13 protein-coding genes are annotated in these 13,181 nt (G+C 69.6%); all 13 read right to left on the minus strand.

Annotated features, from left to right (window positions below):
- Window positions 1-2,225: FtsK/SpoIIIE domain-containing protein (locus tag VNT50_RS14225; RefSeq protein WP_325485762.1), on the minus strand; the 2,225-nt coding region annotated here is incomplete at its 3' end.
- Window positions 2,226-2,317: 92 nt separating this feature from the next.
- A complete protein-coding gene (locus VNT50_RS14230; RefSeq protein ID WP_325485763.1) occupies window positions 2,318-3,118 on the minus strand; it encodes a PP2C family protein-serine/threonine phosphatase in 801 nt (266 codons plus the stop codon).
- 83 nt (window positions 3,119-3,201) lie between these two features.
- The gene (locus VNT50_RS14235) at window positions 3,202-4,182 is read right to left on the minus strand and encodes an aldo/keto reductase (protein ID WP_325485764.1); all 981 of its coding nucleotides are present in this window, start codon (window positions 4,180-4,182) and stop codon (window positions 3,202-3,204) included.
- An 89-nt stretch (window positions 4,183-4,271) separates the two neighbouring features.
- Window positions 4,272-5,057, minus strand: coding sequence for a large exoprotein (locus VNT50_RS14240; protein ID WP_325485765.1), 786 nt, complete (start codon window positions 5,055-5,057; stop codon window positions 4,272-4,274).
- A gap of 115 nt (window positions 5,058-5,172) precedes the next feature.
- Entirely contained in the window at window positions 5,173-5,925 is a 753-nt protein-coding gene (locus tag VNT50_RS14245) for a YaaA family protein (protein WP_325485766.1), read from the minus strand.
- 97 nt (window positions 5,926-6,022) lie between these two features.
- Window positions 6,023-6,283, minus strand: coding sequence for a F0F1 ATP synthase subunit epsilon (locus VNT50_RS14250; RefSeq protein ID WP_325485767.1), 261 nt, complete (start codon window positions 6,281-6,283; stop codon window positions 6,023-6,025).
- Window positions 6,284-6,317: 34 nt separating this feature from the next.
- Window positions 6,318-7,772 carry a F0F1 ATP synthase subunit beta gene (gene atpD / locus VNT50_RS14255; RefSeq protein ID WP_325485768.1) on the minus strand — a complete coding sequence of 485 codons (1,455 nt, stop codon included), beginning with the start codon at window positions 7,770-7,772 and terminating at the stop codon, window positions 6,318-6,320.
- A gap of 23 nt (window positions 7,773-7,795) precedes the next feature.
- Window positions 7,796-8,698 carry a F0F1 ATP synthase subunit gamma gene (locus VNT50_RS14260; RefSeq protein ID WP_325485769.1) on the minus strand — a complete coding sequence of 301 codons (903 nt, stop codon included), beginning with the start codon at window positions 8,696-8,698 and terminating at the stop codon, window positions 7,796-7,798.
- Between the two features lie 21 nt (window positions 8,699-8,719).
- The gene (gene atpA / locus VNT50_RS14265) at window positions 8,720-10,360 is read right to left on the minus strand and encodes a F0F1 ATP synthase subunit alpha (RefSeq protein ID WP_325485770.1); all 1,641 of its coding nucleotides are present in this window, start codon (window positions 10,358-10,360) and stop codon (window positions 8,720-8,722) included.
- 65 nt (window positions 10,361-10,425) lie between these two features.
- Window positions 10,426-11,217: a F0F1 ATP synthase subunit delta gene (locus tag VNT50_RS14270; RefSeq protein WP_325485771.1), complete on the minus strand. Its 792-nt coding sequence runs from the start codon at window positions 11,215-11,217 to the stop codon at window positions 10,426-10,428.
- Window positions 11,217-11,801, minus strand: coding sequence for a F0F1 ATP synthase subunit B (locus tag VNT50_RS14275; protein WP_325485772.1), 585 nt, complete (start codon window positions 11,799-11,801; stop codon window positions 11,217-11,219). The genes VNT50_RS14270 and VNT50_RS14275 overlap by 1 nt, the downstream gene beginning before the upstream one ends.
- 31 nt (window positions 11,802-11,832) lie before the next feature.
- Entirely contained in the window at window positions 11,833-12,072 is a 240-nt protein-coding gene (gene atpE, locus VNT50_RS14280) for an ATP synthase F0 subunit C (protein WP_056121278.1), read from the minus strand.
- 41 nt (window positions 12,073-12,113) lie between these two features.
- The gene (atpB, locus tag VNT50_RS14285) at window positions 12,114-12,926 is read right to left on the minus strand and encodes a F0F1 ATP synthase subunit A (protein ID WP_325485773.1); all 813 of its coding nucleotides are present in this window, start codon (window positions 12,924-12,926) and stop codon (window positions 12,114-12,116) included.
- Between the last annotated feature and the right edge of the window lie 255 nt (window positions 12,927-13,181).

Here is a 13,181-nt window from a genome sequence, read left to right on the forward strand (position 1 = left end):
CGGCTCGGAAGCGGTTCGACGACGCGCGCCAGGGAACCGTTCAGTCGCTGCGCGGTCAGCACGAGGTACGTGCCCATCACCGCGGCGTCGCGGGCCATCCCCTCGAGACGGTCGAGCACCGCGCGCGCGTGATCGGCGGGGAGGCGCGCGACGAGCGCGTCGACGTCGTCGACGAGCACGACGGCGCCCGGCGGCAACGCGGTGTGCAGCGCGTCCCAGGCCCGCTCAGGGTCGCGGGGCACGCGGATCGCATCCCGATTCTGCGCCGCGATCAGGTCGATGACCCCCGTCTTGCCCGACCCCGGCCCGCCGATGACGACGAGGCCCCGGTCGCGCCGCCGGTCCACCGCGACCACCTCCTGACGCTGCCGCTCGGGGTCATCCGCCAGGCCGAGTCGCGTCGATCCACCGTGCCCGCGGTCGGTGAGGGCCTCGGAAAGGTCTTCGAGGCGCAGGTGCCGCGGCAGGGCGGGCAGCCAGGGCCGACGCGGCCGGGGCTCCCCGCCCCGATGCTCGACGATGCGGGAGACGTCGTCGGCGCTCGAAAGCGCCACCCGCACGAGGCGCGGGTGGACATCCGCGGCCCGCCGCACGTACGCCATCCCGCGGGAGGATCCACCGCCGGGGAGCCGCGCCGCGTCGTCGGTGCCGACGACCATGCGACTGTCGGCGGCGTCCGTCACCCGCAGGCTGACCCGCAGCGGGCAGTTCGCAAGCAGGGCGTCGCGCACTACCCCCGACACGCGCTGCGTGCCCAGCACGAGGTGCATCCCGAGCGCTCGCCCGCGGGAGGCCACGTCGGTGAAGACGGCGTGCAGGTCCGGATGCTCGGCGAGCATCGCCGCGAACTCGTCCACGACGATGACGAGCCGCGGCATCTGCACCCGCGGGTCGAGGATGTCGCGCGCCCCGGCGCGGGCGAGCTCCGCCTCGCGCCAGCGCAGTTCGGCCCGCAGGCTTTCGACCGCGCGACGCGAACCCGCCACGTCGAGATCCGTGATCACACCCGTCACATGCGGGAGCGCGGCGAGCGCGTCGAAGGCCGTGCCGCCCTTGAAATCGGCGAGGAGGAACGCCACCTCGCGCGTGGAGTAGGCGGCGCAGAGCGATGTGACCCACGAGATCAGCAGTTCGCTCTTGCCGCTGCCGGTCACGCCGGCGACGACCGCGTGGGGACCGTCGGCCACGAGGTCGAGCACGACGCCGGCCTGCCCGTCCATGCCGATCGCCGCGGCCAGCCCCGAGGCGGACGCCGGGTTCAGCTGCAGTACCCCGGCGAGCGCGACCGGGCCGGCTTCCGGCGGCGCCGCGTCGGCAGCCCGCAGCGCGAGCAGCCGCGCCACGCTTCGCGCTTGCGCATCGCTCACGCACTCGATCGCGACTCGTGACGTGCTGCCGTCCCACAGCAGTTCCGCCCACCCCGGCTCCGTGAGGGTGATGAGCGCCCCGCAGCGCGCGGGGAGGGCCGACCCCTCGACCGCGTACGCGAGCGCGACGTCCGCGCCCGCGGGCACTGCCTCGCCCGGCCCGACGACGGCCAGTCGGAGCGCCGCGGAGGGCCCGCCGTTCCCGGCGCGGTGGGGAAGGTCACGCGACCACTCGTCTTCGGAGGAAGGAACGGCGACGATCGCCATCGCCTCCGGGTCGTGGGCGAGGCACAGCTGCACGACGAGCGCGCGCAGCACGGCGCGCGCGATGACCTCGGGACCCTGCACCCCGACCCCCGCGCCGAGGGGAATGGTCACCGGGGCATCGTCGAGCTGCGCCGCCCGGGCACGCAGCTCCTCGTCGCCCCCGACCACGCGGACGCCGCTGCCCGACCGACCGCGCCCGATGACCAGCACGTCCGACGCACCGGGCACCGCCCGCCACACGCGCTCTGGCCGCTGCAGCAGCAGGGCCGCATCCGGATGCCGCGCGTCGAGCGCCTCCCGCTCCGCGGCGTGCCGCGCCGCCATCTCGCGCTCGAGACGCGTGCGCGCGATCGCGAGTTCCCGTTCCCCGGCCCGGCGGTCACGGCGCGCGGTCCGCGCTCCGTCGACGAGCGACGCGACGGCCATGAACGGCCCGAGCGCCGCGAAGCACAGGCCGAGCAGGGATCCCGTCATGAGCCACATCGCGACCCCGCCCACCACCGGCACGATCGACGCGAGGATCGGAAGAGGGCCGCGCCGCCGCGCCTCGGGCGGGGGCGGGAGGACGAGGGGTTCGGAGAACGAGGTCACGAGCCCAGTGAAACGCCCGCGGGGTGTGTCGGCGCCGTGCCGGAGGTGGTCCGTGGACAGCGCAGTGCCCGCGCCCGCTGGGGAGGAGCCGGTCAGTCCTGGGCGGGCTGAGCGCCGGCGGCCGTGCGCGACACATTCAGCACGATGATCGTGATGTTGTCGCGCCCGCCGTTCTCGAGGGCCGCGGCGAGCATGGCTTCCATCGCGCCCTCGGGATCGTCGTGCTCCTTGAGGAAGTGCCCGATGCCGTAGTCGGTGAGCTCTTTGGTCAGGCCGTCGGAGCAGATCACGAAGCGGTCGCCGTCGACGACGTCGAGCCGCACGTAGTCGGGTTTGACCGCTTCGCTGGGCCCCACGGCACGCGTGATCACGTTGCCGTACGGGTGGCTCTCCGCCTCCTCCGGGCTCAAGCGGCCCGCCGCGACGAGCTCCTGCACGACGGAGTGGTCGGTCGTGATCTGATCGATCGTGCCGTCGCGAAGGAGGTACACGCGGGAGTCCCCGATGTTGAGCGTCACCCAGGCGTCGCCGTCGTCGGTGTCGAGGAACACGCCGGTCAGCGTCGTGCCCGTACCCTCGTCGGTCGTCTCGGGGTGCGACACGATGTCCTTCACGGCGTGCACGAGCGCCTTCTCGATGCCCTGCGTGGTCACGGGCCCCTTGGCGACCATGGCCTCGAGCCGGCCGATCGTGCTGGCGCTCGCGATCTCACCGCCGATGTGGCCGCCCATTCCGTCGGCGACGACGAAGAGCGGATACGCCGCGAGCACGGCATCCTGATTCACCTCGCGGCGGCGACCGGTGTGCGTGACAGCCGCCCACGTCAGCGTGACGACGTCTCCGCCGGCGAGCGTGGCGGTGTGGCTGTGTGTCGGTGATTCAGGATCGGGCACGCGATGGCCTCCCAGTCGATGGATCACGCGCCGCGCTTCCGGTCGACCGGGCGCGGTCCTCACATACTAGTGGACGGTGCGGATCAGGCAGCGGGGTCGGCTGGCAGCGGAAACAGGGCGTCGATCGCGGCGAGGTCGTCGATGGACGGCGTCCACGCCTCGCCCGCGCGCGCGTTGGCGGCGACCTGGTCGGGCGAGGTCGTGCCCGCGATGACGCTCGCCAGCCCGGGCTGCGCCAGCAGCCAGCCGAACGTCGCGTCGAGCATAGAGATGCCGCGCTCCTCGCAGAACGCCCGGTACGCGTCGAGGGCATCCCACGGGGCGCTGCTCCACAGATGCGGACGCGTGGACATGATCCTGCTGCCCTCGGGACCTCCCTCGCGCGTGAACTTGCCCGTGAGCAGGCCGTTGTGGAGCGGGAAGTACGGGAAGAACCCCAGACCGAACCTGTTCACGGCAGGCAGCACCTCACGCTCCGCCCCGCGGGCGAGGAGGCTGTAGTGATTCTGCGCCGAGACGAAGGGCACCGACGAGCGGGAGATCGCTTCGTAGTGCGCCTCGGCGATCTGCCAGCCGGCGAGGTTCGAGTGGCCGATGTAGCGCACCTTGCCCTCGCGGACGAGGTCGGTCAAGGCATCCAGTGTCTCCTCGATCGGCGTCTGCGGGTCGGGGACGTGCAGCTGGTAGAGGTCGATCCAGTCGGTCTGCAGGCGGCGCAGCGACGACTCCACCGCATGCAGGATGTAGGCGCGCCCGGTCTTCGCCCCGAAGGCGCCCTCCCCCATGTCGCGGCCGGGATGACCGAACTTGGTGGCCAGCACGAACTTGTCGCGCTTGCCCTTCAGCGCCTGTCCCATGAGCGTCTCGCTCAGCCCGGGCGTGCCGCCGTACATGTCGGCGGTGTCGAGGAAGCTGACGCCGACGTCGATCGCGGCATCCAGCACCGCCTGCGTCCCCGCGAGGGTCTCCGTCTTCGTTCCTGGGCGGCCGAAGTTGTTGCAGCCGAGGCCGACGGGAGACACGAGCAGTCCGGAGGCGCCGACGCGGCGCGGGGTGAGAGCCATCCCGCCACGCTACCCGGAGCCGCCGGGGCCGCGCACAGCGGCGGCCCCGATCCGTGTGTGGGAACGGGGCCGCCGCCGATGCGAAGCGACTACGGACGAGGCGCGTCGGGCCCGTCCGGTGCAGGCGCCGCGGGGGGCGTCGTCCCAGGGGTGACCGGCGGCTCGGGAGCGGCAGGAGGTGCCGTCGGCGGTGCCGGAGGGCCGGCAGGCGGCTCCGGGGCGGCCGGCGGCGGGTACGCGGCCGCCGGAGGCGTCGCCGGCGGTGCGTACGAGGGAGGGGCGGGAGGACCGGCGGGCGGCGCGAACGCGCCCGGCGCGGCCGGGGGTCCGGCGTAGCCGGCCGACGGTCCCGCGGCGTAGCCCGCGGCGCCGACCTGGTTCGGAATGCCCGCCCAGGTCGTCGTGTCCTTGAGGAAGGAGTTCGCCCACGGAGCGGGGGCGATCTGGTTCCAGGGCGACTTGTCGAACGCGAGGATGCCCAGCCAGATCAGCGTGCCGACGCCGGGGATGAGCCACAGCAGGAGGTATGGCCAGTCCTTGCCGAGCTTGAGACCGACGCGCCACCCGGCGATCACACCGACGGCGAGGGCCGCGAGCGAGATCAGCCAGCCGATGACCGGCACCTGGCTGAGCAGGCTGGATGCCACGATCGCTCCCAGCATGACCCAGGGCGAGAGATCGCCCAGCTTCGCGAAGACCATCGCGTTGTAGACGGGCACCCACGCCCGCCACTTGCCCTGTACGCCGGCCTTGTCGAAGATCCGCATCAGGAACAGCGATGAGATCACATACCCGGCGACGGCGAAGATGAGCAGGATCGGCAACAGGACGATCAAGAAGGCGAGGTAGCCCACTCCGTCGTAGTCGTTGTCCATGAAGAACCCCATTCTGGTTCGTGGCCCCGAGGACCGCGTGCGCAGGCCCTAGCGGGCCGCGCCCCTCATGCTAGCGATTCCGCGGGGCCGCGCGCAGGAGGCTGACCCCCGTGTGTCACTTCGCGACGAGATCGACGCTCCGCGAGCCGCGCGCGTGTCGCAGCGTCCAGCCGGCGTCATCGGCCCAGCGCAGCATGCCCGCGAGGGTCGAGACCCGCGGGCGGGCGAGCGCCAGAGCGCGAACGAACGCCCCCTTGGCGTGCTTGTTGAAGTGATTGAGCGCCCGCACCGCACCGCCCTCGACCTCGGTCACGACGCGAACGTACGCCGTGGGGACGGATGCCGGAACCGGGCCGAGTGCCACGTACGCCTCGGAGCGGAGGTCGAGCACGAACGACGAGGACTCCCCCAGCGCCGCCGACACGGCATCCGCCCACAGCCGCCGGAGGGGCGGCAGCCCCGGCACCGACGCGGCCGCGCCGAGCCGGTACGCGGGGATGCGATCGAGCGCCCCGACGGGGCCGAACGGGGCGGAGTGGACCAGCACATGGGCGGCGAGCCAGCGCCGGGCAGACCCGTCGAGCGACGCGGCATTGAGCGCGTCGAAGAGCACGCCGGTGTACCGATCGACCGCCGGCAGGGTGGGGCCGGTGCGCAGGGCCGTGTTGACGGATGCCTCGTCGGCCTGTGTCGCGCCGAGCTTGAGCACGCGGCGCGCCGCCTCGGCGTCTGCGGAGAGGGCGACCATCGCATCGATCGCCGCCTCCCGCTGCGGGGCCAGCGCGGGCAGCGCGAGGCCGCCGACATCCAGCGGTCGGTGCGAGCCCCCGGCGCGCTTCGTCTCGGAGGGCGGAAGCAGGATCAGCATGGATTCTTCGGGCGTGCGGAGGCGCGTTTCGTCTCGTAGCTCAACGACCGGGACCTTCTGGTCGGTCGTTGAGCTAACGCAGCGAGACGAAGCGCGGTCAGGAGATGAGCGCCGCGTTGCCCGCGACGATCGTGAGCTCGCTGCCCTCCATGGAGAGGAAGCCGTCCTGCGCGTTGGCGATGATCTTCGATCCGTCCGCCTTCGTTATCCGCACCTGGCCCTCCGCGAGGATCGCCAGGATGGGCTCGTGCCCGGTCATGATGCCGATCTCGCCCTCGACCGTCTTGGCGACGACGAGGCTCGCCTCCCCGGACCAGACCTCCGCATCCGCGGAGACGAGGCTCACGTTGAGGGCCACTTCGACTCACTCCGTTCGCTCAGTACAAGCATGGTCAGCCGTTCTCCTTCTGGATGCGCGCCCAGTTCTCTTCGACGTCGTTGATGCCGCCGACGTTGAAGAACGCCTGCTCGGCCACGTGGTCGAAGTCGCCCTTGACGATCGCGTCGAACGACTCGATCGTCTCCTTGATCGGGACCGTGGAGCCCTCGACGCCGGTGAACTTCTTCGCCATGTAGGTGTTCTGCGAGAGGAACTGCTGGATGCGGCGGGCGCGCGAGACGACCACCTTGTCCTCCTCCGAGAGCTCGTCGACACCGAGGATGGCGATGATCTCCTGCAGTTCCTTGTTCTTCTGGAGGATCTGCTTGACCGAGGTCGCGACGCGGTAGTGGTCCTCGCCGATGTAGCGGGGGTCCAGGATGCGGCTCGTCGAGGTCAGCGGGTCGACGGCGGGGTACAGGCCCTTCGACGCGATCTCGCGCGAAAGCTCCGTCGTGGCGTCGAGGTGCGCGAACGTCGTCGCGGGGGCCGGATCGGTGTAGTCGTCGGCGGGCACGTAGATCGCCTGCAGCGAGGTGATCGAGTGGCCGCGCGTCGAGGTGATCCGCTCCTGGAGCACACCCATCTCGTCGGCGAGGTTCGGCTGGTACCCCACGGCGGACGGCATGCGTCCGAGCAGAGTGGAGACCTCGGACCCGGCCTGGGTGAAGCGGAAGATGTTGTCGATGAAGAGCAGCACGTCCTGCTTCTGCACGTCGCGGAAGTACTCGGCCATCGTCAGGGCAGACAGCGCGACGCGCAGGCGCGTCCCGGGCGGCTCGTCCATCTGGCCGAAGACGAGGGCGGTCTTGTCGAAGACGCCCGCCTCCTCCATCTCGTGGATGAGGTCGTTGCCTTCACGGGTGCGCTCGCCGACGCCGGCGAACACCGACACACCGCCGTGGTCCTGCGCGACGCGCTGGATCATCTCCTGGATGAGGACCGTCTTGCCGACGCCGGCACCGCCGAAGAGGCCGATCTTGCCGCCGAGCACGTAGGGCGTCAGCAGGTCGATGACCTTGATGCCGGTCTCGAACATGGTGGTCTTCGACTCGAGCTGGTCGAAGTTCGGGGCCTTGCGGTGGATCGGCCAGCGCTCGGTGATCTCGATCTTCTCGCCCGGCTCGGCGTTGAGCACCTCGCCGATGACGTTGAAGACCTTGCCCTTGGTGACATCGCCCACGGGCACCGTGATCTGCTCGCCCGTGTCGCGGACCTCCTGGCCGCGGACGATGCCGTCCGTCGGCTTCAGGGCGATGGCGCGCACGAGGTCGTCGCCGAGGTGCTGCGCGACCTCGAGGGTGATCTCGTTCGATTCGCCTTCGATGACGATCGTCGTCTTGAGCGCGTTGTAGATGTCGGGCAGCGAGTCGTGCGGGAACTCGACGTCGACGACGGGACCGGTGACGCGCGCGACGCGCCCCACGACCGCGGTCTCCGTCTTTTCGGCGGTAGCGGTGGAAGTCATTGTCTTCTTCTCTTTCGGAGGTTCTACTTGTTCGACGACAGAGCGTCGGCGCCGCCGACGATCTCGGCGATCTGCTGGGTGATCTCCGCCTGACGCGCATTGTTGCGCAGGCGGGTGTAGTCGGTGATGAGCTTGTCGGCGTTGTCACTGGCCGATTTCATCGCCTTCTGCGTGGCGGCGTGCTTCGCGGCGGATGACTGCAGCAGCGCGTTGAAGACACGGCTCTGGATGTACACCGGAAGGAGCGCGTCGAGCACCGTCTCGGCATCCGGCTCGAATTCGTAGAGCGGGTACACCTGGCTGTCCGCGGCGGCGGATGCGTCCGCTTCCACGATCTGCAGCGGGAGGAGGCGCACCGTCTCGGGCGACTGGGTCATCATGCTGACGAAGCGGTTGTACACGAGGTGGATCTCATCGACGCCACCGGCCTCGTAGCTGCGGGAGAACGCGTCGAGCAGGGTCGAGGCGATCTCCTCGGCCGTGTGGAAGTGCGGCGTGTCGGTGTCGCCCGTCCACTCCGCCGCGCTCGCGATGCGGCGGAACTGGAAGTAGCCGACGGCCTTGCGACCCACGAGGTAGTAGACGACCTCGCGGCCCTGCGATTTGAGCAGCTCCGACATCTCGAGGCCCTCGCGCAGGATCTGCGAGTTGAACGCGCCGGCGAGGCCGCGGTCGGACGCGAAGATCACGACCGCCGAACGCCGCACGACATCGTGCTCACGCGTGAGCGGGTGGTCGACGTTGGAGTGCGTCGCGACGGCCGAGACGGCGCGCGTGACGGCCCGCGCGAACGGTGAGGACGCGCGTACGCGCGTCATCGCCTTCTGGATGCGCGAGGCTGCGATGAGCTCCATCGCCTTGGTGATCTTCTTGGTCGTCTGAGCAGTGTTGATCTTCTGCTTGTAGACCCTCAGTTGTGCGCCCATAGTGTCGCCTTGCGGCTCGTCCTAGCCCCGGCGTCCCTTGACGATCTGCTCCTGGTTGACGTCTTCGGCGTCCGCCGCAGCGAACTCCTCGCGTCCAGGGCTGTCGATCGCCTGTCCCTTGCCGCCCTGGAACTCCAGGACGAACTCGTCGGTCTTCCGCTCCAGTTCGGCCGCCGTGTCGTCATCGAGCACGTTGGTGTCGCGCAGGGTCTCGAGGATCGACGTGTTGCGGCGCAGGTAGTCGAGCAGCTCGCGCTCGAAGCGCAGCACGTCCTCGACCTCGATGGTGTCGAGCTTGCCCTTCGTTCCGGCCCAGATCGAGACGACCTGCTCCTCGACGGGGTACGGCGAGTACTGCGGCTGCTTGAGCAGCTCGGTGAGGCGCGCACCGCGGGCGAGCTGACGGCGGGATGCCGCATCCAGGTCGCTCGCGAACATCGCGAACGCCTCGAGCGAGCGATACTGTGCCAGCTCGAGCTTCAGCGTGCCCGAGACCTTCTTGATCGACTTGACCTGCGCGTCGCCGCCGACGCGCGACACCGAGATGCCGACGTCGACCGCGGGGCGCTGGTTGGCGTTGAAGAGGTCGGACTGCAGGAAGATCTGGCCGTCGGTGATCGAGATCACGTTCGTCGGGATGTATGCCGACACGTCGTTGGCCTTCGTCTCGATGATCGGGAGCCCCGTCATCGAACCGGCGCCCAGCTCGTCGGAGAGCTTCGCGCAGCGCTCGAGCAGACGGGAGTGCAGGTAGAAGACGTCACCGGGGTACGCCTCGCGGCCCGGCGGGCGGCGGAGGAGCAGTGACACGGCACGGTAGGCCTCGGCCTGCTTCGTCAGGTCATCGAAGATGATCAGGACGTGCTTGCCGCCGTACATCCAGTGCTGGCCGATGGCCGAGCCGGTGTAGGGCGCGAGGTACTTGAAGCCGGCGGGGTCGGATGCCGGAGCGGCGACGATCGTCGTGTACTCCAGGGCGCCGGCGTCTTCGAGCGCTCCCTTGACGGCGGCGATCGTCGAGCCCTTCTGGCCGATGGCGACGTAGATGCAGCGGACCTGCTTGTTCTCGTCGCCCGATTCCCAGTTGGCCCTCTGGTTGATGATGGTGTCGATCGCGATGGCGGTCTTGCCGGTCTGGCGGTCGCCGATGATGAGCTGACGCTGACCGCGGCCGACGGGGATCATCGCGTCGATGGCCTTGATGCCGGTCTGCATCGGCTCGTGCACCGACTTGCGCTGCATGACGCCGGGAGCCTGGAGCTCGAGCGCGCGGCGACCGTCGGTGGCGATCTCGCCGAGACCGTCGATGGGGTGGCCGAGGGGGTCGACGACGCGACCGAGGTAGCCGTCGCCGACGGGGACCGAGAGGACCTCGCCCGTGCGCGTGACTTCCTGGCCGGCCTCGATGCCGGAGAACTCGCCGAGCACGACGACACCGATCTCGTGCTCGTCGAGGTTGAGCGCGAGGCCGTTGGTGCCGTCGGCGAAGGTCACGAGCTCGTTCGCCATGACGCCCGGGAGCCCCTCGACGTGCGCGATGCCGTCCGCGGCGTCGAGGACGGTGCCGACCTCGGTCGCCGCGGCGCCGGTCGGCTCGTAGGCGGCGACGAAGTCCTTCAGCGCGTCACGGATGACGTCGGGGCTGATCGATAGTTCTGCCATTGTCTTCCTTCGTGTTGAGGGACTCTCATCCCAAGTTCCTCCGCGCGGGGCGGGAAATCCGTGTTCTAGACCGCGAGCTTCTGCCGGAGATCGGCGAGGCGCGAGGAGATGCTGCCGTCGATCACGTCGTCCGCGATCTGCACGCGGAGTCCGCCGACGACGGCCGGGTCGATGATCTCGTTGAGGGAGACCCCCGAACCGTAGCGGCGCGACAGGGTCTCGACGAGGCGCGTGCGCTGCGCCGCGGTGAGCGGGGCGGCGGTGACGACGCTCGCGACCGTACGACCGCGCTGGTCGGCGACGATCTGCATCGCGCGGATCAGCAGCTGCCGCACGCGACGGTCGCCCGTCTGCTGCACGAGCGATGACACGATGAGCGTCGTCGCTTCGCTCGCGCGGCCGCCGAGGAGCGTCTGCACGAGGGCGCCCTTCGCGGCGGAATCGCCGAGGCGGCTGCCGAGCGCGAGCTCGAGCTGCGGGTTCTCGGCGACGAGCCGCGACACGCGGAACAGTTCGCCCTCGACGTCGACGTTCTTATCCGCGCGCGTGGCGGCACGCACGGCGAGTTCTTCGATCGCGTCGACGAGGTCAGCCGCGCCCGACCAGCGCTGCTGCGCGGTGGCGGTCAGGACCGCCACCGTCGCGGGCCGGAAGGACTTTCCGAAGATGTCGGCCACGAGCCGTGCCCGCGTGCCGGCTGGTGCCGTGGGATCGGCGAGCGCGCCGCTCAACTGAGACGACTCGCCCACGACACGCGCGGCGGCGAAGAGCTCGCGCGCGGTGTCGAGGTCGATCGTCGTCTGCGCGTCGAGCGCCGCGACGGTGCTCCCGAGCGCCTGAGTGGTCGCGCTGCCCATCAGCGCACCGGTTCCTGAGCCTGTCGAAGGGTCTCGGAGGAGTTCTCGGACGCCTCGAGGTCGGCCAGGAAGCGGTCCACGACGCTCTGCGCCTTCTGGTCGTCGCTGAGCGATTCCCCGATGACGCCGCCGGCGAGATCGAGCGCGAGCGTCCCGACCTCGGAGCGCAGCGACACGAGCGCGCTCTGGCGCTCGGCCTCGATCTGCGAGTGCGCGGTGGCGGTGATGCGGGCCGCGTCAGCGGCCGCAGCATCCTTCGCCTCGGCGACGATCTTCTTGCCGTCCTCGCGGGCGGCGTCGCGGATCTCGCCGGCCTCGCGGCGCGCCTCGGCGAGCTGCGCCGTGTACTGCTCGAGCGCTGCTTCGGCCTTCTTCTGCGCCTCGTCGGCCTTCGCGATGTTTCCCTCGATGGCGACCGCGCGCTGGTCGAGCAGGGCCTGCATGCGAGGAAGGGCGAACTTCCAGAACAGCACGAGGATGACGATGAAGCACACCGCGGACCACAGGATGTCGTAGGCCGCGGGCAGCAGCGGGTTGGGCGCTTCGCCTTCTTCTGCGGCGATCGTGACCAGTGCGTTCAGCATCCTGGCTCCTTAGAAGTGGTGGGTGGGAGGATCAGGCGTAGCCGAAGATGAAGCCGGTGGCGATGCCGATGAAGGCGAGCGCCTCGGTGAAGGCGATACCGATCCACATCAGCACCTGCAGGCGGCCGGCGAGCTCGGGCTGGCGGGCCACGCCCTCGATCGTCTTGCCGACGACGATGCCCACGCCGATGGCCGGGCCGATCGCCGCGAGGCCGTAGCCGACGGTCGCGATTGAACCGGTGACCTCGGCGAGAACCGTAGTTGCATCCACGGGTGTTTTTCCTTTCGTTGTGGGCGGCTGACGCCTGCCCGCTAGTGCTCTTCCGCGACCGCGAGCTGGATATAGACCGCGGTGAGGATCGTGAAGACGTACGCCTGGAGGAAGGCCACCAGGATTTCGAAGAGGGTGAAGGCGAAACCGAACGCGAGGGTGCCCGCGCCCAGGACCGTCCACCAACCGCCCAGTGTGACGATGAAGAACTGCGTCGCCGAGAAGAACAGCACGAGCATCAGGTGGCCGACGATCATGTTCATCAGGAGTCGGAGCGTCAGCGTGACGGGCCGGATGATGAAGGTCGAGAGCAGCTCCAGCGGCGTGACGATGATGTACAGCGCCGGCGGCACGCCGCTCGGGAACAGCGAGTTCTTGAAGAAGTTCTTGGGACTCTTCTTGATGCCCGCGTAGATGAACGTGACGTACGCGACCACGGCGAGCAGCAGGGGCACCGCGATGACGCCGGTGCCGGCGATGTTGATGCCCGGGATGACTCCCGTCAGGTTCATGAACAGGATCATGAAGAACATCGTGGTGAGGATCGGCAGGAATCGCGTGCCGTCCTTGCGCCCGAGCAGATCGTGTGCGATGTTGACGCGGACGAAGTCGAGGCCCATCTCGACGATGCTCTGGAAACGACCCGGAACCATCGTCATCCGGCGCGTGCCGAGCCAGAAGATGACGACCACGGCGAGCGTGGCGAGAAGCTGCGCGAAAGTGATGCGCGTCATCTCGAACGGGGTGCCCTCGAAGAAGATCGCAGGAGGGAAGAAGTCCGTGATCGACGGCGGGTGGAACGAGCTGTCGTCAGACGACGCTGCGGTGGCGAGGAAAGTCGCGGCTTGAGTCAACAGTGCTGGCTCCAGCTTCGGGGCACCGGAGAGTTCCGATGCGACGATGAGTGATGGGTGTCATCCGCGGCGCGGCACATCACCAATGACTCTGTGCATGGCTCGCGGGAACGAATTCAGCCTATCAAGGATTCGGGGAGGTCAAGAACCGGACGGCGCCGACCCGGACGCATCGGTCGATGACGGACCCTCCCCCGGGAGCGTCACGTCCGATACATGCGGAATGCGCATGCGTGTCATGACCGCGACGTCGAT

The organism is Microbacterium sp. (assembly GCF_035554235.1).
Taxonomy (GTDB): Bacteria; Actinomycetota; Actinomycetes; order Actinomycetales; family Microbacteriaceae; genus Microbacterium.